Here is a 22,519-nt window from a genome sequence, read left to right as displayed (position 1 = left end):
GTGCTGGGCCGGGGTCCGGTGCGTCCCTAGCGTGTGAGCAGCACCTCAGGGTGCGCCCCTCGAGAACGGAGGACCGTCATGGCCCGCACCCGCGCCGCCGCCCGCCGCCGCCAGCCCGTCCTGTGCCCACGCTCCGTCCGCCTGGCCACGGCCATGCTGGCCGCGGACGCTTCGCCGAGGGGCGGCGCCGCAGCCTCCGCCTCGGAGGCTCGCGCACCCCAGACGACCGGGCGTGCCGTGCGTCGGGTGCCCTCCATGAAGTGACGTGCTGAGTCCTGTCCGGACGAGGGGGCGGCCCGGCCTGCGGGAGTTCTCAGCCGCGGGCCAGCAGGTCCTGCCGTTCGGGGTGCTCCTCGAACCAGCCGGCCACGTACCAGCACAGGGGCACGATGGTCGTGCCGCCGGCCGCCCCGCCGCGCTCGGCGATGTCCTCGACGGCGCCGGCGGTCAGCGTGGCCGCATGGCCCTGGCCGCGGAAGGTCGGCACGGTGAAGGCGCGCGTGAGGGACACGGCGGTGCCGTTGTCCCGGTAGTCGAGGGCGGCCAGCAGTGTGGCGCGGCCGTCCTCCTCGGTGCGGTGGAGCTCGTAGCGGGAGGCGTCGTCGTTGCGGGTGACCGTGAGGGCCGGGTCCGTGGTGTCCATGGGGAGGGGAACCGGCGGAGGTGGCGGGGCATTCCGGTGGCCGACCCGGCTCGGACCCACATCTTGTGTCCGCGGCACCCCCGGACACGCCGTCTTCCGGTGTGGCCGGAGCGACTTTCCGGGTGGGGACGGAGCCGTCCACACCCCCGGCCGGCTGTGGACAGCCGAACCTCCACCGGGCGTGTCCCGCATGGTTACGCCGTTGTGATTCGCCCCTTCCTGTGGAGCGCGGTGTGGATGGGATGTCAACTCGAAGCACAGCGGTGCAACTACTACATGTAGTGCTCAGCGGTGCCGGTGGCACCCAGATGTAGTATCGATTCCACGCACCGAGGTCTCCTCCCGTTCACCGGGGGGACACCCGCCGCGACCGACTTCCCCCGGCCCCCGGGCCGAGACAGCCACCACCACTTCAGCGAGAGGGACGCCACCGCCATGACCGTCACCGTCTACACCAAGCCCGCCTGCGTCCAGTGCAACGCAACCTACCGCGCCCTGGACAAGAAGGGCATCGCCTACGACGTCGTGGACATGTCCCAGGACCCGGAGGCCCTCGAGCGCGTCCGCGGCCTCGGCTTCATGCAGGCGCCCGTCGTGGTCACTGAGACCGACTCCTGGTCCGGCTTCCGCCCGGACAAGATCGACGCGCTGGCCGAGGCCGCCGCCACCCAGGTGGCCTGAGCGCCCGGATGACCGCAGCCACCGCCGACCCGAACCACATCCGGGGCGCGGAGGCGCAGGGACTCGTCCCCACGGACGCGGGACTGATCTACTTCTCCTCCGCCTCCGGGTACACCCACCGCTTCGTCGAGAAGCTCGGCCTGCCCGCGGGGCGGGCCGCGCGTCTTCCCCTGATCACGCGGGAGCCCACGCTGGGCGCCACCGTCCCGTTCGTCCTCCTCACCCCCACCTACGGCGGGGGAGGGAGCGACGGCGGGGAGGTCCCCAAGCAGGTGATCAAGTTCCTCAACGTCCCGGGCAACCGGGCGCTGATCCGGGGCGTGCTCGCCTCCGGCAACACCAACTTCTACGAGGACTACTGCGCCGCGGGCTACATCATCGCCCGCAAGTGCAAGGTCCCCCTCCTCTACAAATTCGAGCTGATGGGCACCCCCGAGGACGTCACCGCCGTCCGGGAGCGCCTGGAAGGACTGCAGCCATGACCGTCACCGAGGCCGACCTGATCCAGCAGGCCAAGACCATGCCCGAGGCCTGGCAGGGCCTGGGCTACCACGAGCTCAACGCCATGCTGAACCTGTACGGCGCGGACGGGCGGATCCAGTTCGAGGCGGACCACGCCGCCGCCCGCCAGTACTTCCTGCAGCACGTGAACACCAACACGGTGTTCTTCCACGACCTCGAGGAGAAGCTCGAGTACCTGCAGAAGAACGACTACTACGAGACGGAGACGTTCGACCAGTACCCGTTCGAGTTCGTCCGGGCCACGTTCGACCGCGCCTACAAGGCGAAGTTCCGCTTCCCCACCTTCCTCGGCGCGTTCAAGTTCTACACCTCCTACGCGCTCAAGACGTTCGACGGCCAGCGCTACCTGGAGCGCTACGAGGACCGCGTCGCCGTCGTCGCCCTCCACCTGGCCCAGGGCGACCAGGCCATGGCCACGCACCTGGTGGACGAGATGATCTCGGGCCGCTTCCAGCCGGCCACGCCCACGTTCCTCAACGCCGGCAAGAAGCAGCGCGGCGAGCTCGTCTCCTGCTTCCTGCTGCGCATCGAGGACAACATGGAGTCGATCGCCCGCGGCATCAACTCCGCCCTGCAGCTGTCCAAGCGCGGCGGCGGCGTGGCCCTGTCGCTGACGAACATCCGTGAGCAGGGTGCGCCCATCAAGCACATCGAGAACCAGTCCTCCGGCGTCCTGCCCGTCATGAAGCTGCTCGAGGACTCCTTCTCCTACGCCAACCAGCTGGGCGCGCGCCAGGGCGCCGGCGCCGTGTACCTGCACGCGCACCACCCGGACATCCACCGCTTCCTGGACACCAAGCGCGAGAACGCGGACGAGAAGATCCGCATCAAGACCCTCTCGCTCGGCGTCGTCATCCCGGACATCACGTTCGAGCTGGCCAAGCGCAACGAGGACATGTACCTGTTCTCCCCGTATGACGTGGAGCGCGTGTACGGCAAGGCCTTCTCCGAGATCTCCGTGACGGAGAAGTACGACGAGATGGTGGACGACGCGCGGATCAAGAAGACCAAGATCAACGCGCGCGAGTTCTTCCAGACCCTCGCCGAGATCCAGTTCGAGTCCGGCTACCCGTACGTGGTGTTCGAGGACACCGTGAACCGCGCCAACCCGATCAAGGGCCGGATCACCATGTCCAACCTCTGCTCCGAGATCCTGCAGGTCTCCGACGCCTCCACGTACCACGAGGACCTGACCTACGAGCACGTGGGCGAGGACATCTCCTGCAACCTCGGCTCCATGAACATCGCCAAGACCATGGACTCCCCGGACTTCGGGCTGTCCGTGGAGACGGCCATCCGGGCGCTCACCGCGGTGTCCGTGATGTCGAACATCCAGTCCGTGCCGTCGATCGCCAAGGGCAACGACCGCTCCCACGCGATCGGCCTGGGCCAGATGAACCTCCACGGCTACCTCGCCCGCGAGCGCGTGCACTACGGCTCGGAGGAGGGCATCGACTTCACGAACATCTACTTCTACACGGTGCTCTTCCACGCCCTGCGCGCCTCCAACCTGATCGCCCAGGAGACGGGGGAGCGGTTCGGCGGGTTCGAGGACTCGCAGTACGCCTCCGGCGAGTTCTTCGACAAGTACACCGACGCCGAGTGGAAGCCCGCCACCGAGCGCGTGGCCGCCCTGTTCGCCGACGCCGGCATCCACGTCCCCACGCAGCAGGACTGGCGCGAGCTCAAGGCCAAGGTCCAGGAGCACGGCCTGTTCAACCGCAACCTGCAGGCCGTCCCGCCGACCGGCTCGATCTCCTACATCAACAACTCGACCTCCTCGATCCACCCCGTGGCCTCGAAGATCGAGATCCGCAAGGAGGGCAAGCTCGGCCGCGTGTACTACCCGGCGCCGTTCCTCTCCAACGAGAACCTCGAGTACTACGAGGACGCGTACGAGATCGGCTACGAGAAGATCATCGACACGTACGCCGCGGCCACGCAGCACGTGGACCAGGGCCTGTCCCTGACCCTGTTCTTCAAGGACACGGCCACCACGCGCGACCTCAACCGCGCCCAGATCTACGCGTGGAAGAAGGGCATCAAGACGATCTACTACATCCGTCTGCGCCAGCTCGCCCTTGAGGGCACCGAGGTCGAGGGCTGCGTGAGCTGCATGCTCTGAGCCCTGCGCCCACCTCCCCACGACGACGGCGACGCACCCTCCTGCAGGGGGCGTCGCCGCGTTCCCGGGGCGCGGCGACGGGGAGGTCGACCGGGGCGCGACACGCCATCTTGCCCACCCTCAAGTTCTATCCTGTGTCTCAGGTCACCCGGCGACTGTGCCGAGACCAGACGTCCGGGATGCCCGGAGTCCCCTCCTCGAACAATGGAGAAGCCTCATGTCCGTCACCGCGCCCCGTCTGGCCGCCGCCGTCCTCGGCATGTCCCTCACCGTGGGGCTCGGCGCCCTGCCGGCCCACGCTGCGGAGGCCGCCCCGGCGGCGCCGTACGCGTCCACCCCGTCCGTCGCCTCGAACGAGTCGGATGCGCCGGAGGAGATGTTCCCGGAGGTCGTGCTGCGCGTCGTCGACCGCCACGGCGAGGAGGTCGAGCTGAGCGGTCCGTTCTGGTCCCTCCTCGGCCTCGGAGGGGAGGGGGAGTGGGGCGACGGCGACGTCGAGGACATCTGGCCTCAGCTCACCGACGAGGAGGAGGCTCAGCTCGACGAGATCTTCGCGCTGTGGGACGAGGACCCGAACGCCCCGCTGACCGCCGAGCAGGAGGCGCTGCTGACCAAGGCGGGGTTGGACAACCCGTGGGCCGACCTCACCGACGAGGAGATCGACGCGCTCGACGAGATCTGGGCGCTCCTGGAAGAGGACCCCGAGGCCGAGCTGAGCGCAGAGCAGGAGGAGCTCCTGGAGAAGGCGGGCGGGGGAGACCCGTGGCCCGAACTCACCGACGAGGAGGAGGCCCAGCTCGAGGAGATCTGGGCGCTGCTGGAGGAGGATCCCGAAGCCGAGCTGACCGCGGAGCAGGAGGCGCTGCTCGAGAGGATCGGCTGGTCCACCGAGTCCGTGGACCCGTCCGAGTACCTCACCGAGGACCAGCTCGCGGCCCTGCAGACGTACGGGGACACGACGTGCATGTACGCCGGGGACGCCTTCGTGGCCACCCTCGCCGACCTCTTCAGCCCCGACGCCGCCGTGTGGGCGGAGCCGATCGACGAGACCGCCGACTGGGTGCTCGTCGTGGGCCGCACGCCGTGTGCCGACCTGACCCCGGCCGAGCTCGCGGTCCAGGAGGACCTGCGGATCGAGCTCCTCGTGGACGGTGAGACGCAGAGCGTGACGCGCGTGCTCGTCACGGACCCCGCGCTCCTGGCGGAGTGGGGCCTGGACGGCGCCATGGCGGACGAGCCGCACGGCGAGGATCCGGCGCCGGCGTCCCCCGTGAGCTCGGACGAGGAGCTCCCCGCCGGTGGGGACGCCGAGGAGGCCGAGGACCAGCACCGCATGCCGGAGCTGGTGCAGACCGGTGACGATGCCCGGTGGTGGCTGCTCGCCGGTGTCGCGGTGGCCGCGGGCGTGCTCGTGCGGGCCCGCCGCCTGTTCGCCGTCCGCTGAGACCAAGTGCGGCCGCGCTCGGCCGTCCCGAGGCGCCCCTGTCCTGCAGGGGCGCCTCGCTGCTCTGCGCGCCGTCTTCGCCACGATGAAGATCACCTCACGCCACGCCGGTGAAGGGCACCGCCGATGTCGGGTCCCGGCCTAGAATGGTGGATCCGACCGCGGCCCGCCTCTCCCCTTGAGACGCGCCCGAAAATGGCGTGATTTCGCCGATCTCGCACCCCAGAAGGACGTGAACTGACGTGACAGCGATCCAGGAGCCGACCACCGAGCACGGCCCCACCGTCCACGAGCACCTCGTGGAGGCCATCAACTGGAACCGCATCCAGGACGAGAAGGACACCGAGGTGTGGCAGCGCCTCGTGAACAACTTCTGGCTGCCGGAGAAGGTGCCGCTGTCCAACGACGTCCAGTCCTGGAACCAGCTCACCGACGACGAGCGCCTGCTGTCCATGCGCGTGTTCACCGGCCTGACCCTGCTGGACACCATCCAGGGCACCGTGGGCGCCGTGTCCCTCATTCCGGACGCCATGACGCAGCACGAGGAGGCCGTGCTCACGAACATCGCGTTCATGGAGTCCGTGCACGCGAAGTCCTACTCCTCGATCTTCTCCACGCTGGCCTCCACCAAGGAGATTGACGAGGCCTTCCGGTGGTCGCGGGAGAACGAGAACCTGCAGCGCAAGGCTCAGCTGATCCTCGAGCGCTACGACGGCCAGGACCCGTACAAGAAGAAGATCGCCTCCACCCTGCTGGAGTCCTTCCTCTTCTACTCGGGCTTCTACTGGCCCATGTACCTGTCCTCGCACGCGCGCCTGACCAACACGGCGGACCTGATCCGCCTGATCATCCGCGACGAGGCCGTCCACGGCTACTACATCGGGTACAAGTACCAGCGGAACATCGAGACGCTGCCGGAGGAGAAGCGCGAGGAGCTCAAGGCCTTCACCTTCGAGCTCATGTTCGAGCTGTACGAGAACGAGGTGGAGTACACCCACACGCTCTACGACGCGGTGGGCCTGGCCGAGGACGTCAAGAAGTTCCTGCACTACAACGCCAACAAGGCGCTGATGAACCTCGGCTACGAGGCCATGTTCCCGGCCGAGACCACCAATGTGAACCCGGCCATCCTCTCCGCGCTGTCCCCGAACTCGGACGAGAACCACGACTTCTTCTCCGGCTCCGGCTCCTCCTACGTGATCGGCAAGGCCGAGGCCACCGAGGACGAGGACTGGGACTTCTGACCTCGCCCGCCTGAGGCCATTGATGGGCCCCGCCGTCCGCAGGCCACCACGACGCCGGCCCGCACCTTCCCGTGAAGGTGCGGGCCGGCGTCGTGGTGGGGAAGGGGCGCCACCGGCTACTGGATGGCAGGCGTTTGTCACATGACGACACATGACGCGGGCCGGAGGCGGGGTTCAGCCCTCCGAGAGGTCGAAGAATGAGACCGGTGTCACGTCGCTCCTTCCGCGGCGCGCCGGTGTGGTTGACTTTTTCCCTGCACCGGTGACGACGCCGGGGCACCCCTCACCATCTTGAGCGGCCGAGAGATCTGGCTCGACGACGCCGCAGCAACCACGCCCCCACCGGACGGGCGCAGGTGCTAACGCCAGGACCGATGGAAAGGACGGGAATGTCGTCTTCCCCTGCTCTCAGCACGTCTGCGCATCCCATGGGCACGCCCATGATCGAGGTGCGTGGTCTCGAGAAGACCTTCCGCCAGGGCGCGAAGGAGATCCGTGCACTGCGCGGCGTCGACCTCGCCGTGGCCCCGGGCCGCATCCACGGGATCATCGGCCAGTCCGGCGCGGGCAAATCCACGCTCGTGCGGTGCCTGACCCTGCTCGAGCCCCCGACCTCCGGGACGGTCTCCGTGGCGGGCAAGGACCTGACCCGGGAGTCGCGCTCCGGCCTGCTGGACTCCCGCCGCCGGATCGGCATGGTCTTCCAGCACGCCAACCTGTTCTCCTCCCGGACCGCCCGCGACAACGTGGCCTATCCGCTCGAGGTCGCCGGCGGGTCCGATGCCGCCGCGCGTCGGGCGCGCGCAGACGAGCTGCTCGCCCTGGTGGGTCTCGAGGGCTTCGAAGGGTCCTACCCGGCGCAGCTGTCCGGCGGTCAGAAGCAGCGGGTGGGCATCGCTCGCGCGCTCGCGTCGGACCCCGACGTGCTGCTCTGCGACGAGCCCACCTCGGCCCTCGACCCCGCGAGCACGGAGGGTGTCCTGACCCTGATCGAGGACCTTTCCCGGCGCCTGGGCCTGACCGTCCTGGTCATCACCCACGAGATGCACGTGGTCAAGCGACTGTGCCACGAGGTGTCCCTCCTGCAGGACGGGCGGATCGTCCAGTCCGGCGACCTCGGGGACGTGGCGTCCGACCTCGACTCGCCGCTGTCCGCCGCGTTGCTGCCGTTGCCCACGCCCCATGCCGCTCGGGACCAGCGCCTCGTTGAGGTGCTCGGCCGGGGCCGGGCCGCCTCCCTGCCCATCACCCAGCTGGTCCGCGACGCGGGCGCCGGCGACGTCGAGATCCTGGCCGGCACCGTCGAGGACCTCGCGGGGGAGCGCTTCTCACACCAGCTCCTGGGCCTGTCCGCCACGGAGGCCTCGGCCGACGCCGTGGTGGCGCGCCTGCAGGAGGCAGGCCTGACCGCTCGCGTCCGCACGGCTCGGCAGGCAGCCCAGGACCACGTCACCGCGGATGAGATCGGAGGAGCCCGATGACCTGGCTCGAGAAGCTGACCACGAACCCGGCGATCACCGAGGCCCTGCCTGAGGCGGTCGTGGAGACGTTGCTGATGGTGGCGATCTCCGGCGTCGCCACCGTGCTGATCGGCGGCCTCCTGGGCATCGTGCTGCATGTGACCCGTCCGGGGGGATTGAATCCCATGCCCGCCCTCTACACGGTGCTGTCCGCCGTGATCGTCAACATCACGAGGTCGATCCCGTACGCCATCCTCATGGTGGCGCTCATCCCGCTGACCAAGTGGCTCGTGGGCACGGCGATCGGGCCCATCGCGGCGACCATCTCCCTGACCATCGGCACCGCGCCGTTCTTCGCGCGCCTTGTGGAGTCGGCGCTGCGTGAGATCCCCTCGGGCACCGTGGACGCCGCGCAGGTCATGGGCTCCACCCGTGGCCAGGTGATCCGCAAGGTCCTCCTCCCGGAAGCCATGCCCGGCCTGATCGCGGCAACGACCACCACCCTGGTGACGCTCGTGGGCTACTCGGCCATGGCCGGCCTGATCGGCGGCGGCGGCCTCGGCCGCCTCGCCTACAACTACGGCTACCAGCGATTCCAGACCGAGGTGATGGTCGTGACCATCGTCGTCATCGTCGTCCTGGTGCAGCTCATCCAGTGGATCGGCGACCTGCTGATCCGCCGCATGGACCACCGCTGACCTCTCACCTTCTTCTTCATCTCTCCACCCCTCCGACACGAAAGGCCCCTCCCATGGCTCTGTCACCCCTCTCCCGCCGCACCGCCCTCGGCGCCGGCACCGCCGCTCTCGCCCTCGCCCTCTCCGCCTGCGGCGCCAGCGGCTCCGACTCGGCGGCCTCCTCCGCCCCCACCCCGGACCCGGCGAATCCCGTCGTCGTGAAGGTGGGTGCGAACCCCGTGCCGCACGCCCAGATCCTCGAGTTCGTGGACGAGAACCTCGCGAAGGAGGCGGGCATCGATCTGGAGATCCAGGAGTTCGACGACTACCAGATGCCCAACACCGCGCTCGACGAGGGCAAGATCGACGCGAACTACTACATGCACGAGCCGTTCTTCAACAAGCAGGTCGAGGAGCGCGGCCTGAAGATGGAGCACGGCGAGGGCGTGCACATCGAGCCCTACGCCGCGTTCTCCCAGAAGTTCGACTCCGTGGACCAGGTGCCGGACGGCGCCACCGTGGCCATCACGAACGACCCCGGCAACCAGCCCCGTGCCCTCAAGATGCTGGAGCAGGCCGGCCTGCTCCAGGACATCCAGGACGACTCCGCCGCCCTGACCCTCACCCCCGAGCAGAACCCGAAGGGCCTGCAGTTCGAGGAGAACCAGCCGGAGATCCTCGTGCAGATCCTGGACGACCCGGCGGTGGACCTCGCCATCATCAACGGCAACTACTTCATCCAGGCCGGCATGACCCTGGAGGACGCCGTGGTGGTCGAGGAGATCTCCGGCGAGAACCCCTACGCCAACTTCGTGGCATGGCGCGAGGGGGAGAAGACCCCGGGCGTGGAGAAGCTCGACGAGCTGCTGCACTCGCCGGAGGTCAAGGAGTACATCGAGCAGACCTGGCCGGGCGGCGATGTCACCCCGTCCTTCTGAGTCGGAGCGTCCCTGACGGCGCCCCGCGCCTGCCTCACCGGCCGGCGACCTCCCCTGCGGAGGTCGCCGGCCGGCGTCGTTCTGGCAGACTTCCGCCCATGACCGTGCAGACCCAGACCCAGGCCCTCGCCGCCGACCGCCCCGAGCCCGCGGACGACCCGCGCGCGTACTACGTGCGCCTGGCCGATCCCGTCACCGACGACGACGGCGTCCGCACCTCCCGCGTGCGCTCCACCGTGCACGCCCAGGGGGCGTGGCGCGCTGAAGAGATGCACATGGCCGCGGTGTCCGGGCTCCTGATGCACGAGGTGCAGGCCCATGAGACCACCGCGGGGCTGCGGGTGGGGCGGCTGAGCTACGACATCCTCGGCACGCTGTGGTCCGGTGAACTCGAGGTGGTCACCCGCACCATCCGTCCGGGGCGGACCATCGAGCTGGTCGAGTCCGTGCTGCACGCCCGCGGCCGCGCTGTCCTCGCCCTGCGTGCGTGGCTGCTGTCCGCCTTGGACACCGCCGCCGTCGCGCAGCTGCCGGACGAGGCACTGCCGCCGCGCACCGAGTCCGTGCAGGACGGCGCGCTGTCCGGCTGGGACGGCGGCTACATCGCCTCGCTGTCCGGGGTGACCGTGGCGGGGCACGCCGCCGGGCACGGGCGGGTGTGGCTCACCACGGACGTGGACATGGTGGCGGGGGAGGCGACGACGGACCTCGTGCGCCTGATCGGCCTCACCGACGCCGCCAACGGGATCGCCCCGGCCCTGCCCGCGCGGCCGGGCGGCTGGTTCTTCCCCAACGTGGATCTGCAGATCCACCTGTTCCGCCAGCCGTCCGGGTCCTGGCTCGGCCTCGCCGGCCAGGTCACCGTGGGCCCGGACGGCGTGGGCCTGACCAGCACCGTCCTCCACGACGACGACGGCCCCTTCGCCCACGTCGAGCAGACCCTCACCGTGCGCGCCTGGCCGGCCGACGGCGGGCTGTGAGCGCTGGGGACGTCCCCCTGGCGCCCTCCGGGGGCGGGGTGCTGCGCTGGGCCGTGCAGCCGGCGTCGTCCGGGGCCGCTGAGGACCTCGAGTGGGCCTCCGCGGAGCTCGCCCGGTACCGCGCCGCCGCGGCCGCGGGCGAGCCCCGCGAGGACCTCATCCGCGTGTACGTGCCCCGGCCCACCGTGGCGTTCGGGCAGCGCGACGCCCGCCTGCCCGGCTTCAAGGCCGCCGCGCAGGCGTGCCGGGACCACAGGTTCGTCCCGGCGGTGCGCCGGGCCGGGGGCCGGGCCGCCGCCTACCACCCGGGGTGCGTGGTGGTGGACCACTTCTCCCTCCAGGATGACGCCGCCCTCACCCAACAGGCCCGGTTCGCGGAGTTCGCCGAGCTGTTCGTGGCCGCGTTCGCGCGGGCCGGGGTGGCGTCCTCGATCGGGGAGATCCCGGGGGAGTACTGCCCGGGGGAGTACTCGATCCAGGGGCCGACGCCCGGGCACCCGGTGAAGCTGGCCGGCGCCGCGCAGCGCCTGGTGAAGGGCGCCTTCCTGTTCTCCACCCACGTGGTCGTGACCGACCCCGCCCCGCTGCGCGAGGTGCTCACGGACGTCTACCGGCTGCTGGGTCTGGAGATGGACCCCCGGACGGTCGGCGCCGCCACGGACGTGGCCCCCGGTGTGGACGTGCCCGGGTTCGTGGCCGCCCTGAGGGCGGAGTACACCGGGTGGGCGGAGCGGAACGGGCTGCGGCTCAGCGAGGCCCCGCTGCCGCCTCGCGCAGCATCCGCTTGAGCCGGGCCTTCGGCACCGGGGTGAAGCCGGCCGCCACCGCGCGCTCGCGGTCCCGGCGGTCCGAGCGGAAGTGCGCCCAGCCGCGCTGGACCAGGAACGGGACGGGCTTGCGACGCTCGGCCACGTCCCGGCCGAAACGGCGCACGGCGGTGACCGTGCGCGGGGAGTCGATGTACAGGGCCGCGTAGGTCACCCCCACGCGGTCCAGGGCGGCCATCATCCGGTCCGCGAAGATGCCCTCCGCGATGATTGGGCCCGGCCCGTCCAGGGCCAGCGGAGTGCTGCCCGTGCGGGCGGACACGCTGATCTCGTAGACCGGCAGCAGGGTGACGCCCTCCTCGAGCAGCTCCACGATCCCGTCCACCGCCGCCTGCTCGTTCCAGGTCAGGTGATGGTCCCAGTCGATCTCCCCGTAGTCCGTCCGCGGCAGTGCCGGACCGGGCCCGCCGTGCTCCGGGTCCTCCCCGATCTCGCGGTAGTACGCGTCCAGCGGCAGGTGCGGCCGGCCGAACCGCCGCGCCAGGTAGGACTTGCCGGCGCCGGAGGGGCCGCCGAGCAGGACGACGCGCGGACGGCCGGGGACGGCGGGGGCGGGGGAGTCACTCACGGGGAGACATTCTCCCGCATCCGCGCCGCACCTCGATCCCGTGCCACCGCCGCTTTCCGTCAGGACCGCGTCCGGATGAGGCGGTCCTGACGGATTGCTGCGGTCGGAGCCCGCGCAGGGGCGGCGCCGCGGCTCACTCGCCGCCGTCGATCCACTCCTGCAGGTGCGGGGCCTCCTCGCCGATCCGCGTGGAGTCTCCATGCCCGGTGTGCACCACGGTGGACGCGGGCAATGTGAGGAGCTTCGTGCGGATGGACTCGATGATCGTGGCGAAGTCCGAGTAGGAGCGGCCGGTGGCGCCGGGCCCGCCCTGGAAGAGGGTGTCGCCGGAGAAGAGCACGCCGGTCGGCTCGCCGTCCTCTCCGGCCTCACCCAGGGACGGAGCGTGGAAGCACACCGAGCCGGGGGAGTGCCCCGGGGTGTGCAGCACGTGCAGCTCGGTGCCGGCGATCCGGAACACGTCGCCCTCGGACAGGTGCCCGTCGGGGGCTTCGTCCGGGAAGACGTCGTCCCAGAGCATCGCGTCGTCCGCGTGGATCAGCACCGGGGCGTCCACCATCTGGCGGAACTCCTGGACCTGGCGGATGTGGTCGTCGTGGCCGTGGGTCAGCAGGATCGCCAGGACCTGGCGGCCCTCGACCTTGCGCCATACCGCGGAGGCGTCATGGGCCGGGTCGATCACGACGCACTGCTCCGCGCCGCCGACGATCCACACGTTGTTGTCCACGTCGTGGGTCTCCCCGTCCAGGGAGAACGTGCCGGAGGTGACCAGGTGATCGATGCGCGCCATCAGAGCACCACCACCGAGCGCAGGACGTCGCCGGACTTCATCGTCTCGAAGGCCTCGTTCACCTCATCGAGGGCGATGGTCTCCGTGACGAACGCGTCCAGCGGCAGGCGGCCCAGGCGGTACTGGTCCACGAGCATGGGGAAGTCGCGCTCGGGGAGGCAGTCGCCGTACCACGAGGACTTCAGCGCGCCGCCGCGGCCGAACACCTCCGGCAGGGGCAGCTTCAGCTCCATGCCGGGAGTGGGCACGCCCACCAGGACGACGCGGCCGGCCAGGTCCCGGGCATAGAACGCCTGCTCGTAGGTCTCCGGGCGGCCGACCGCCTCGATGACCACGTCGGCGCCGAAGCCGCTGGTCACCGCGCGGATGGCCTCCACGGGGTCCTCGTCCTTCGAGTTCACGGTGTGGGTGGCGCCGAGTTCCTTGGCCTTCGCGAGCTTCTTGGCGTCGATGTCCACCGCGATGATCGTGGTGGCGCCGGCGAGCTTCGCCCCGGCGATCGCGGCCACGCCGACGCCGCCGCAGCCGATCACGGCCACGGACTCGCCGCGCTTGACCTCGCCGGTGTTGATGGCCGCGCCGATGCCGGCCATGATCCCGCAGCCCAGCAGGCCGACGGCGGCCTGCTCCTCGGGGGTGTCCACGCCCTCGACTTTGGTGCACTGCTTGGCGTGCACGAGGGTCTTCTCCGCGAACGCCCCGATGCCCAGGGCCGGGGACAGCTCCGTGCCGTCCTCCAGGGTCATCTTCTGGGTCGCGTTGTGGGTGTTGAAGCAGTACTTCGGCTCGCCCTTCTTGCACGCACGGCACTCGCCGCACACGGCGCGCCAGTTGAGGATGACGGTATCGCCGACCTCCACGTGGGTGACGCCCTCACCGATCGCCGAGACGACACCGGTGGCCTCGTGGCCGAGCAGGTACGGGTACTCGTCGCCGATCCCGCCCTGCTGGTAGTGCAGATCCGTGTGGCAGACGCCGCAGGTCTTGATGTCGACGACGGCCTCGCCGGGTCCCGGATCGGGGATGACGATGGTCTCGATGCTGACGGGGGCGTCCTTCGCCGTGGCGACGACGCCGCGTACCTTCTGCGGCACGGTGTCCTCCTGAGATGTGGGGGTCGATGGGTCCGCCGCCGCGGGGCGCGTGGGGCGCGGGTCCGGAGCGCGGACGTGCCGCCCATCCCATCACACGCACCTGGGGGCGCGCAGTGCGCGGGCGCGCCGGCGGTGGCGTGAGACGGCGCACATGTCCCTAGACTCGGGCGCATGTGTGGACGGTACGTGATGGCCCGTGCGGCCGGTGACCTTGTGGCCCTCGGCGGCGGGGAGCTGCCGGACGAGGGTCTGGAGCTGCGGCCGAACTGGAACGTCGCCCCCACGGCGGACGTCCCGATCCTCGTGGAGCGCGTCCTGGAGGGCGCGGATGCCGGTGGTGGGGGGACCGTGCGTCGGGAGCTGCACGTGGCCCGGTGGGGCCTCGTCCCGCCGTGGGCGAAGGAGCTGGTCGTGGGCTCGCGGGCGTTCAACGCCCGGTCCGAGACGGTGACCTCGAAGCCGACATTCCGCTCAGCGGTGCGGGCGCGGCGGTGCGCGGTGCCCGTGCAGGGGTACTACGAGTGGCGGACGCCCGAGCCCGGGTCGAAGGGCCCGGACGGGAAGGCGGCCCAGAAGCAGCCGTTCTATGTGCACCCGGCCGGCGCCGGGGACGGTGAGGGCGAGGTGATCTGGTTCGCGGGTCTCTACGAGTGGTGGAGGGACCCGGAGGCGGATGCCCGCGGGGAGGACCCGTGGGTGCTGTCCGCCTCCATCCTCACCATGGACTCCCCATCTCACGACGACGCCGACCCCGTGCTCGCACAGCTCGGGGAGCTGCACGACCGCCTGCCGGTGCCCTTGACCCCGGAGGCCATGGACGCGTGGCTGGAGCCGGTGAAGCTCGGCTCGGCCGAGGAAGCCGAGGCCCTGGTGGGGCGGATGACGGCCGAGGCGTTCGACGTCGCCCGAGGCTGGGCCCTGCGGCCGGTGGGACGCGAGGTCGGCAACGTGCGGAACAACGGGCCGCAGCTGATCGAGGAGCGGGAGGAGCCGCAGGGCGCGCTGCTCTGATCAGGGGTTCTCGACGGGTCCCGTGCAGCCCCAGGCTCCGGGGTCGGCGGCGCAGTCCCCGGCGACGTTGCGGGTGGACGTGGTCCAGATGTCCGCTGTCTCGGGAGCGGCGGTGCGGGTGATCTGCCCGTCGATCCGTTCCCAGTCTCCTCCTTCGTAGCGGACCTCGCCCACGTAGACGGTCGTGAGGGTCACCGGGTACGCGCCGGTCTCCTCGTAGACGTGGCTGGTGGCGGTGGGGACGTCGAAGCCGCGCTGGGTGCCGCCGGGCACGGACGTGACGTGCGGGGCAGAGCCGTCCCCGTAGTCCCAGATGTACTGAATGGGGGTCAGGCGCAGCTCCACCTCCTCGCCGTTCATGGTGGTGCGGAGGGTCCGGACCTCGCCGTCGGTGTAGAAGTTCGTCTCGGCGTGGCGGACGCCGCGGCCCTCGTCGTCGGAGAGGATCCGCGGCTCCGGAGCGAACAGCTCGGCGACGTCGTCGATGCTGACCGCGGGCCGCGCCTCCCCCTCGTCCGCGGCCGGACCCGGCACGGCTCCTGACTGGGTGCACTGCCGCATGCCGTAGGTCGGCCCCTGCTCCGGTGCTGCTGTGTCCGTGGTCTTGGGAACCACCCACGTGCTGTCCTCACCCGGGCAGAAGGCCTCCTCCTGTGCCAGGCAACCCTCCAGGGCGGGTTCCCCGGCGAGGCTATCGAGGCAGCCGCTCACGAGTGTGGTGCGCTTCGTGGTGGGTGGGGGTGTGGCATCTAACCGCGCAACCGTTACTTCCGAGCCAGTGGAATCCGAACGCCTGACGGCGCTCTCCCGGTCGTTTCCCTCACACGCTACGCGAGCTACAACCGCAACATTTTTAATCGCAGAGGACCGGTCATCAGCAGAACACTTCGAGGGTGCTGAGTTATCGGCAAGAGCAGGCGGCGCTGTGAAGATGCAAAATGTTATAAGTAGCGCTACGGGGTGACGTCTCATTGTTCGGTACCCTCGTAAGAGACCTCAACAACGAGCCACCGATTCTCGTCGGCATCGAAGCGAGTGATTGCTGCCCAGGGCTGTTTTGCTTCAGTTTTCGTCACGGTTTCTGGATCTACAGACCCGTCCTCGCGGTGCGCCCTCCCCGCCTCCAAGGTCAGCAGCATCGTCGATGAATTTGCGTTATTTAGTTCCTGGGTAAGGATTGAAGTGATGACAGGTTTGGATCCGGTGTGCCAGCCACCATCTGAATAGACTCGATCAATGGTCTTGGTGTAGGCGGCGCAGAGATTGCAGTCATTGCTCGAAACCGCCTTCAGCGGCTCCGGGTCGTTCGTCTGCTGCAGGTAGTACACGGCATCCCACCAGTACTCGACGGCGGCCTCCGCTCCCTCGGGGGTGTCCTCCTTCACCGCATCGGGCATCACGGGCTTCGGCACATTCCGTGCCGGCCCCTTCTCCGAGGCGGGAACGTATGCCCCGTCGTCGGTGGGGGACCCGCTCGTCGGGCCGCCCGGGGTGGCGCTCGCGGACGAGGAGTCCGCCTCCGAGGCGGGGGCCGCTGCCGTCGTCGTGCTGGCCGGGCCGGGCGTCACAGACGCGGAGGGCTCGCTCGGGGATGCGTCCGGGTCGGGGGAGTCGGTGCCGCAGGCGGCGAGCGTCAGCAGCAGCGCCGCCCCGAGAGTGCTCGTCCGGGTGAGTCGATGGCGGCGCAGGGTGCGCCGGGGCCTGGGCAGGGTCGTCATGGTCCCCTCCTGAGAAGACGTCCGGTTCTGCGGGCACCTCCGATGCCGGTTCCGCGGCGCCGCCGCCGGTGGCGGTCGAGTGGTGCTCGTCACGCAGTCTAGGCACGTCCGGGGCGACCAGCCCAGGCTTTCCACAGGATGGACCGCCCCTCCCGGAGGTGCTCCCACGGCCCGGGAGCGCGGCCGGCGCGGCTGTGCACGTCACTGCCGCCGGGCCGTTCCGGCCCTGTTCGTGCGCGCCTCCCGCCGGTGTCACGCCCGCGCCACCGGGGGTTCCTAGCGTCGGCGCCGGCGGCGCGATCCGCGCGTCGCCGCACTCCAGGAGGGACCGTCATGTCCGAGAAGACCTTCGCCCCGCACCCCGAGCCGACCCCCGACACCACCTCGGGTGTCGGGCGCCGCGGCCTGCTCGCCGCTGGCGCGCTGGCAGCATCGCCGCCGCCCCCGCACACGCCCGTCCCGCTCATGCGGGCGGTCCCCGCCGCGGGCACTCCGCGAGCGCGGCCATGCCGCTCGCCTTCGGCCCGTCCCGCCGCATGAGGATCGTGCAGTTCAACGACACCCAGGGCGGCGCGGACGTCGACCGCCGCACCGTCGAGTTCATGGGCAAGGTCCTGGACCGGGAGCGGCCCGACTTCGCCCTCATCAACGGCGACGTGATCGACGGATCGCCCAGGACCGACCTCGAGGTCAAGCAGGCCGTCAACAACGTCGTGTCCCCGATGGAGTCGCGCGGCATCAAGTGGGCCATCACCTTCGGCAACCACGACGAGGACTCGGTGGAGGAGCACGGCACCGTCATGACGGAGTCCCGCATCCTCGACTTCGTGCGCCAGTACAGGCACAACCTCAACCCCGCGCCCGTGCCCGGCATCCTCGGTCACACCAACGCGCAGATCCTGGTGCGCGGATCCCACGGCGTCGCCCCGGCCTTCGCGATCTGGCTGCTCGACTCCGGCCGCTACGCCACCGAGGCGGGCACCCGCGGTCAGTCCACGGACGGCTTCAAGAGCTACGACTGGCTCCGCCCCCAGCAGGTCCGCTGGTACGAGGAGACCTCCGAGGCCACCGCGTCCCGTTTCGGCAAGCAGACCCCGGGCCTGATGTTCTTCCACATCCCACGCACGAGCACGCCCAGCTGTGGCACGCCGCGCAAAGCGTCGAGGAGGCATCGGACCACGCCTCGGCCGTGGCCCGCTTCGGGATCGAGGGGGTGAAGCATGAGGACGTCTACATGGGTCTTGTGAACTCGGGCATCTACGCCTCCGTGAAGGAGCGCGGCGAGGTCAAGGGCATCTACTGCGGCCACGACCACATCAACACCTACACGGGCGACTTCTTCGGTGTGGAGCTCGGCTACGCCCCGGGCACGGGCTTCGACCCGTACGGCCTCAAGGACGGCACGGGGGACCAGCACACCCTGCGCGGCGCCCGCGTGTCCGAGCTCGACGAGCGCAACGCCTCCGTCTACGCCGGTGGCACCCGCGTGGTGTGGGCACGCGACCTCGGGATCGACATGGACCCGCCCGCCCCCGCGCCCGCCAGGAGCGGGGGCGGGGGCTCATCCGGCCTTAACGTGTCCGCCGGCGCCCGTACGTTGAGGGCATCGCATTCGAACATGTGTTCGAGTACGATGGGTGTGCGGCATCCGAGGGCTCTGGGCCCTCCTGCTTCCCCGCAATCTTCCCCCGCCCGGATCTTCCCGCCGGGTGGCCGCACCCCGAGGCCTGCCGGCAGTCCGCCGGCGGGCTCCGACCGTGAGCCATCCAGGGAGAGAACATGGGGACCTTCACGCAGTCCGTCGCCGTGGAGTGCGCGCAGGACGGGGCGCCCGCCCGCCTGCGCTGGGAGGGCCGGGAGTACGTCCTGGCCGAGCGTCCGCTGCGCTGGTTCGAGCGCCGGCGCTGGTGGGCCGAGGAGGTGCGCGCCGAGAAGGGCCGCGGACCCGGGCTTGTGGACCACGAGATCTGGCGGCTCCAGGTGAGCCTGGCCCGGGCCGCGCACGCCCCCGTGCGGACCCTCGACCTCGCCCATCACCTCGACTCGGGACGCTGGCGGCTCGTGCGCGTGCACGAGCCCGCCGTGGCGGGGACCCTGCGGCACACGGCATGAGCGCCTTCCCGCACCTGCACGTGGTCTCCGCCTTCAGCGCCCACCACGGGGTGAGCTGGCCCGCAGACCTCGCCGCCGCCGCCGCGGCCGCGGGCATGGACCTCCTCGCCTGCACGGACCGGGACGGCCTCTACGGCACCGCCAAGCACGTGGCCGCGTGCCTGCGCCACGGGATCACTCCGATCGTGGGCGTGGACCTCGCCGTGCGCTGGGCCGGGGACGAGCCCGCCGGGCGGGTGGTGGTCCTGGCCCGGGGAGGCCGGCAGGGCACTGGGTACCGCGCCCTGTGCCGCGTGGTGTCCGCCGCCCACGCCCGCACCTCCGGAGGATCCGCCGGCGGGGACCCCTGGGCGTCCGTGGCCGAGATCGCCGCCGCCGCGGCCGGCCCCGTGCCCCACGCCGCCGACTCGTCCCGCCCCGCCACTTCCGAGCTGGCCGTGCTCTTGGGCCCGGACTCGGACGTGGGCCGCCACCTGGCCCGCCGTCGCACCGCCGCCGGGGCCGCCGCGCTGCGCCGCTGGCGCTTCGCCCTGCCCGCCGGGACGCCGCACGTGGAGGTGGTCAGCCACCTCTCCGCCCCCGGCCAGCGCCTGGACACCGGCCACGCCGTGAAGATGCTGCGCGCCGCCCGCGCCGCCCGCGTCCCCGCCGTGCTCGCCAACGCCGTCCGGTACGCCGCCCCGGACGGCGCCGCCACCGCGGACGTCCTGGACGCCGTGCGCGCCCTGTCCTCCCTGGACGCCGTCCACGACCTCCAGCCCAACGGCCAGGGCTGGCTCAAGCCCACCGAGGCCATGCACCGGATCGCCCGGGAGGTCGCCGACGCCGCGGACGAGCGCCCCGGTCCGCTCCTGGCCGCCACCCGCGCCCTCGCCGAGTCCTGTGCGATCGACCCCGAGACCGACCTCGGCTGGGGTGTGCCCCGTGTGCCCGAGGCCGCCGTCGTCGGCATCGAGGGGGACCCGGACGCGGTGCTGCGCCGCCGCACCCTCGAGGGCCTCGCCGCCCGCTACCCGGACCTGCACACCGGGGCCGGCCGGTTCGACACCGGCCGCGCCGCCCGGGACCTCGAGGACCGCGCCGAGCACGAGCTCGGCATCATCTCCCGCCTGGGCTTCGCCGGGTACTTCCTCACGGTGGCCGCCGTCGTGGACCTCATCGAGGGCATGGGCGTGCGCGTGGCCGCCCGCGGCTCCGGCGCCTCCTCCCTCGTCAACCACGCCCTGCGCATCTCCCACGTGGACCCCATGGCCAACGGCCTGATCATGGAGCGCTTCCTCTCCGACGACCGCTCCACCCTCCCGGACATCGACATCGACGTGGAGTCCGCCCGCCGGCACGAGATCTACCACGCCGTCGTCGCCCGCTTCGGGTCCGAGCGCACCACCCTGATGAGCATGCAGAACGCCTACCGCGCCCGCGGCGCCGTCCGCGACGCCGGTCTCGCCCTCGGCATGGACGAGCACGAGGTGGACGGGATCGCCAAGCAGCTCTGGCGCTTCTCCGCCTCCGACTTCCGCGGCGCCCTCACCCGCATGCCCGAGCTCTCCGACCTCGCCCGGCGGATCGACTCCGGCCGCCGTGAGGGACGCCACCAGCTCGACCTGCTCGTCGACCTCACCGAGCGGCTCGACCGCCTGCCCCGCCACATCTCCATGCACCCCTGCGGCGTCATCCTCTCCGATGCACGCCTGCTGGACCGCACCCCCGTGCAGCCCTCCGGGATGGGTCTGCCCATGAGCCAGTTCGACAAGCACGACATGGACCCGATGGGCTTCCTCAAGCTCGACATCCTCGGCGTGCGCATGCAGTCCGCGATCGCCTACACCCTCCACGAGGTGGAGCGCACCACGGGGGAACGGATCGACCTCGAGCAGGTCCCCCTGGACGACCGCGCCACCTACGAGATGATCCGCACCACCCACACCCTCGGCTGCTTCCAGATCGAGTCGCCCGGCCAGCGCGAGCTCATCGGCAAGCTCGAGCCGCGGGAGTTCAACGACCTCGTCGTGGACATCTCCCTCTTCCGCCCCGGCCCCATGCAGTCCGACATGGTCCGCCCCTTCCTCGAGCACCGCCACGGCTGGGCCCCCGCCCACTACCCCCACCCTCACCTCGAGCCCGTCCTCGCCGAGACCCACGGCGTCACCGTCTTCCACGAGCAGGTCCTGCGCACCATGGACGTGATGACCGGCTGCGGCCTCGCCCGCGCCGACGAGCTGCGCCGCCTCATCGGCGGCCCCGAGGAGCGCCGGGTCGAGGCGTTCTTCCGCTCCGCCGCCCTCCAGAAGGGCTACGGCCTCGACGTGATCGACGAGGTCTGGGCCACCCTCCACGCCTTCGGCTCCTTCGGCTTCTGCAAGGCCCACGGCGCCGCCTTCGCCGTGCCCACCTACCACTCCGCGTGGCTCAAGACCCACCACCCCGCCGCCTTCATGGCCGCGATCCTCGAGCACGACCCCGGCATGTACCCCGCCCGCCTCATGGTCGCCGAGGCCCGCCGCATGGGCATCCCCGTCCTGCCCGTGGACGTCAACCGCTCCACCCGCCACGTCCGGATCGAGCGCATCCCCTCCCACCCCGAGGTGGACGGGCGCCCCGCCGGGCACGCCTCTCCCGACGCCGGCCATCCCGACACTCGCCATCCCGACGCCGGCCGCTGGGGCATCCGCCTGCCCCTCACCGCCGTCTCCGGGCTCAGCGACGCGGAGGTCGACCGCCTCGACGCCGGACGGCCCTACGCCAGCCTCGCCGACGTCCGCGACCGGGCCCGCCCCACCGCCCGCAGCCTCGAACGGCTCGCCCAGCTCGGCGCCCTCGACTGTCTCCTGCCGCCCGGCGGCGCCTCCCGCACCGACCTCGTCCACCATCTCGAGCTGCAGCACTCCGCCACGCGCAGCGACGCTCCTGGCCGCGCCGCGCGGCGCTCGCGGTCATCCCGACTGCGCCAGGTGGACGGGCAGCTCTCCCTGGACCTGCCGGACACCGAGCTGACCGCGCTGACCCCGCTCTTCCCGGATCCGTCCCGGGACGCGGCGGTGCGCACGGAGCTGGACCTCACCGCCCTGGACGTGACCGCCCACCTCATGGACTCCCACGCCCCCTACCTGGACGCCCTCGGCGTCACGCGGGCGAAGGACCTGCTGTCCCGGCGCACCCAGTCCCGCGTGCTCGTGGCCGGGGTGCGCGTGGCCACCCAGACCCCGCCCATGCGCTCGGGCAAGCGCGTGGTGTTCCTCTCGGTGGACGACGGCACCGGCTGCGTGGACGCCTCCTTCTTCACCGAGGCCCAGCACGCCTCGGGGGAGATGCTCTTCTCCGCGCGGCTGCTGCTGATCGAGGGCACCGTCCGCCGCACCGGTGCCCGGGCGGTGTCCGTGCAGGCGGTCCGCGCGTGGGACCTGCACCGCCCCGAGACGCTCCCGGACCCGGACTACCTGGACGCGACCCGTGACCGCTGGCGCGCGTGGCTCGCCGCGGACCGCCGCGCCGCCACCCTGCGCCGCCGCGGCGTGCAGGTCCCCGACGCCGTGCCGGACATCCCGCACCACAGCACCGGCGGGTGGCCGGTCAAGGTGCGCCCCGACGTCGCGTTGCCCATGGCCGCCCGGGTGGCGGCCCGGCCGGCCCCCGCCCCGGCCTCCCGCCTGGTCCCGCCCGCCTAGAATGGATCGCGGCTGGCGGT

General features: G+C 71.1%; 21 protein-coding genes and 1 riboswitch. Of the genes, 15 read left to right on the top strand and 6 right to left on the bottom strand.

All coding sequences use genetic code 11. The features are described 5' to 3' along the window. Nucleotides 1-78 precede the first annotated feature (78 nt). The gene (locus MA879_RS09480) at nt 79-264 is read left to right on the top strand and encodes a hypothetical protein (protein WP_248125575.1); all 186 of its coding nucleotides are present in this window, start codon (nt 79-81) and stop codon (nt 262-264) included. Nucleotides 265-313: 49 nt separating this feature from the next. Here the strand turns inward: MA879_RS09480 and MA879_RS09475 are convergent, their stop codons facing one another. Then, nucleotides 314-643 carry a GNAT family N-acetyltransferase gene (locus MA879_RS09475; RefSeq protein ID WP_248125572.1) on the bottom strand — a complete coding sequence of 110 codons (330 nt, stop codon included), beginning with the start codon at nt 641-643 and terminating at the stop codon, nt 314-316. Between the two features lie 435 nt (nt 644-1,078). Here MA879_RS09475 and nrdH point away from each other — a divergent pair, with 435 nt between their 5' ends. From nrdH to MA879_RS09425, 10 genes are all read left to right on the top strand, one after another. Continuing rightward, on the top strand, nt 1,079-1,324 hold the full coding sequence (nrdH, locus tag MA879_RS09470; protein WP_135027815.1) for a glutaredoxin-like protein NrdH: 246 nt from the start codon (nt 1,079-1,081) through the stop codon (nt 1,322-1,324). Between the two features lie 8 nt (nt 1,325-1,332). After that, nucleotides 1,333-1,806 carry a class Ib ribonucleoside-diphosphate reductase assembly flavoprotein NrdI gene (gene nrdI, locus MA879_RS09465; protein ID WP_248125569.1) on the top strand — a complete coding sequence of 158 codons (474 nt, stop codon included), beginning with the start codon at nt 1,333-1,335 and terminating at the stop codon, nt 1,804-1,806. After that, nucleotides 1,803-3,971 carry a class 1b ribonucleoside-diphosphate reductase subunit alpha gene (gene nrdE / locus MA879_RS09460; protein WP_248125566.1) on the top strand — a complete coding sequence of 723 codons (2,169 nt, stop codon included), beginning with the start codon at nt 1,803-1,805 and terminating at the stop codon, nt 3,969-3,971. The genes nrdI and nrdE overlap by 4 nt, the downstream gene beginning before the upstream one ends. A gap of 217 nt (nt 3,972-4,188) precedes the next feature. Further along, the gene (locus MA879_RS09455) at nt 4,189-5,415 is read left to right on the top strand and encodes a hypothetical protein (RefSeq protein WP_248125563.1); all 1,227 of its coding nucleotides are present in this window, start codon (nt 4,189-4,191) and stop codon (nt 5,413-5,415) included. A 251-nt stretch (nt 5,416-5,666) separates the two neighbouring features. Then, nucleotides 5,667-6,659: a class 1b ribonucleoside-diphosphate reductase subunit beta gene (gene nrdF, locus MA879_RS09450; RefSeq protein WP_248125610.1), complete on the top strand. Its 993-nt coding sequence runs from the start codon at nt 5,667-5,669 to the stop codon at nt 6,657-6,659. 283 nt (nt 6,660-6,942) lie between these two features. Then, nucleotides 6,943-7,040: riboswitch (SAM riboswitch) on the top strand. A gap of 59 nt (nt 7,041-7,099) precedes the next feature. Further along, nucleotides 7,100-8,140, top strand: coding sequence for a methionine ABC transporter ATP-binding protein (locus MA879_RS09445; protein ID WP_193756296.1), 1,041 nt, complete (start codon nt 7,100-7,102; stop codon nt 8,138-8,140). Continuing rightward, nucleotides 8,137-8,817 carry a methionine ABC transporter permease gene (locus MA879_RS09440; protein ID WP_010078799.1) on the top strand — a complete coding sequence of 227 codons (681 nt, stop codon included), beginning with the start codon at nt 8,137-8,139 and terminating at the stop codon, nt 8,815-8,817. Before MA879_RS09445 ends, MA879_RS09440 begins: the two co-directional genes overlap by 4 nt. Before the next feature lie 53 nt (nt 8,818-8,870). Continuing rightward, complete coding sequence (locus MA879_RS09435; RefSeq protein WP_248125560.1) at nt 8,871-9,734, top strand: MetQ/NlpA family ABC transporter substrate-binding protein; 864 nt, start codon at nt 8,871-8,873, stop codon at nt 9,732-9,734. 98 nt (nt 9,735-9,832) lie between these two features. Beyond that, a complete protein-coding gene (locus tag MA879_RS09430; protein WP_248125559.1) occupies nt 9,833-10,714 on the top strand; it encodes a thioesterase family protein in 882 nt (293 codons plus the stop codon). Further along, on the top strand, nt 10,711-11,502 hold the full coding sequence (locus tag MA879_RS09425) for a lipoate--protein ligase family protein (protein ID WP_248125556.1): 792 nt from the start codon (nt 10,711-10,713) through the stop codon (nt 11,500-11,502). The genes MA879_RS09430 and MA879_RS09425 overlap by 4 nt, the downstream gene beginning before the upstream one ends. On the opposite strand, the gene MA879_RS09420 is transcribed toward MA879_RS09425, so the two are convergent. From MA879_RS09420 to MA879_RS09410, 3 genes are all read right to left on the bottom strand, one after another. Then, nucleotides 11,462-12,109 carry a uridine kinase family protein gene (locus MA879_RS09420; RefSeq protein WP_248125555.1) on the bottom strand — a complete coding sequence of 216 codons (648 nt, stop codon included), beginning with the start codon at nt 12,107-12,109 and terminating at the stop codon, nt 11,462-11,464. The two genes, MA879_RS09425 and MA879_RS09420, sit on opposite strands and share 41 nt — an antisense overlap. A 133-nt stretch (nt 12,110-12,242) precedes the next feature. Continuing rightward, the gene (locus tag MA879_RS09415) at nt 12,243-12,899 is read right to left on the bottom strand and encodes an MBL fold metallo-hydrolase (RefSeq protein WP_248125552.1); all 657 of its coding nucleotides are present in this window, start codon (nt 12,897-12,899) and stop codon (nt 12,243-12,245) included. Next, nucleotides 12,899-13,993: an S-(hydroxymethyl)mycothiol dehydrogenase gene (locus MA879_RS09410; RefSeq protein ID WP_248125549.1), complete on the bottom strand. Its 1,095-nt coding sequence runs from the start codon at nt 13,991-13,993 to the stop codon at nt 12,899-12,901. The genes MA879_RS09415 and MA879_RS09410 overlap by 1 nt, the downstream gene beginning before the upstream one ends. Nucleotides 13,994-14,164: 171 nt before the next feature. On the opposite strand from MA879_RS09410, the gene MA879_RS09405 reads away from it, so the two are divergent. Further along, entirely contained in the window at nt 14,165-15,004 is an 840-nt protein-coding gene (locus MA879_RS09405) for an SOS response-associated peptidase (protein ID WP_248125546.1), read from the top strand. Here the strand turns inward: MA879_RS09405 and MA879_RS09400 are convergent, their stop codons facing one another. Both MA879_RS09400 and MA879_RS09395 read right to left on the bottom strand, forming a co-directional pair. After that, the gene (locus MA879_RS09400) at nt 15,005-15,538 is read right to left on the bottom strand and encodes a PKD domain-containing protein (protein WP_248125542.1); all 534 of its coding nucleotides are present in this window, start codon (nt 15,536-15,538) and stop codon (nt 15,005-15,007) included. It lies immediately after the preceding gene. 434 nt (nt 15,539-15,972) lie between these two features. Beyond that, entirely contained in the window at nt 15,973-16,722 is a 750-nt protein-coding gene (locus MA879_RS09395; RefSeq protein WP_248125539.1) for a DUF6318 family protein, read from the bottom strand. A gap of 506 nt (nt 16,723-17,228) precedes the next feature. Between MA879_RS09395 and MA879_RS09390 the strand changes: the two genes are divergently transcribed. The 3 genes from MA879_RS09390 to MA879_RS09380 all read left to right on the top strand — a co-directional run bounded on the left by MA879_RS09390 (nt 17,229) and on the right by MA879_RS09380 (nt 22,499). Beyond that, complete coding sequence (locus MA879_RS09390) at nt 17,229-17,939, top strand: metallophosphoesterase (protein ID WP_248125536.1); 711 nt, start codon at nt 17,229-17,231, stop codon at nt 17,937-17,939. A 562-nt stretch (nt 17,940-18,501) separates the two neighbouring features. Further along, entirely contained in the window at nt 18,502-18,834 is a 333-nt protein-coding gene (locus tag MA879_RS09385) for a DUF6504 family protein (RefSeq protein WP_248125533.1), read from the top strand. Beyond that, nucleotides 18,831-22,499: a DNA polymerase III subunit alpha gene (locus tag MA879_RS09380; RefSeq protein ID WP_248125530.1), complete on the top strand. Its 3,669-nt coding sequence runs from the start codon at nt 18,831-18,833 to the stop codon at nt 22,497-22,499. Before MA879_RS09385 ends, MA879_RS09380 begins: the two co-directional genes overlap by 4 nt. Nucleotides 22,500-22,519 lie beyond the last annotated feature (20 nt).

The organism is Micrococcus lacusdianchii (genome assembly GCF_023155805.1).
Lineage (GTDB): Bacteria > Actinomycetota > Actinomycetes > Actinomycetales > Micrococcaceae > Micrococcus > Micrococcus lacusdianchii.
The sequence above is the reverse complement of the archived record's forward strand: the minus strand, read 5'-3'. Positions and strand labels throughout refer to the sequence as shown.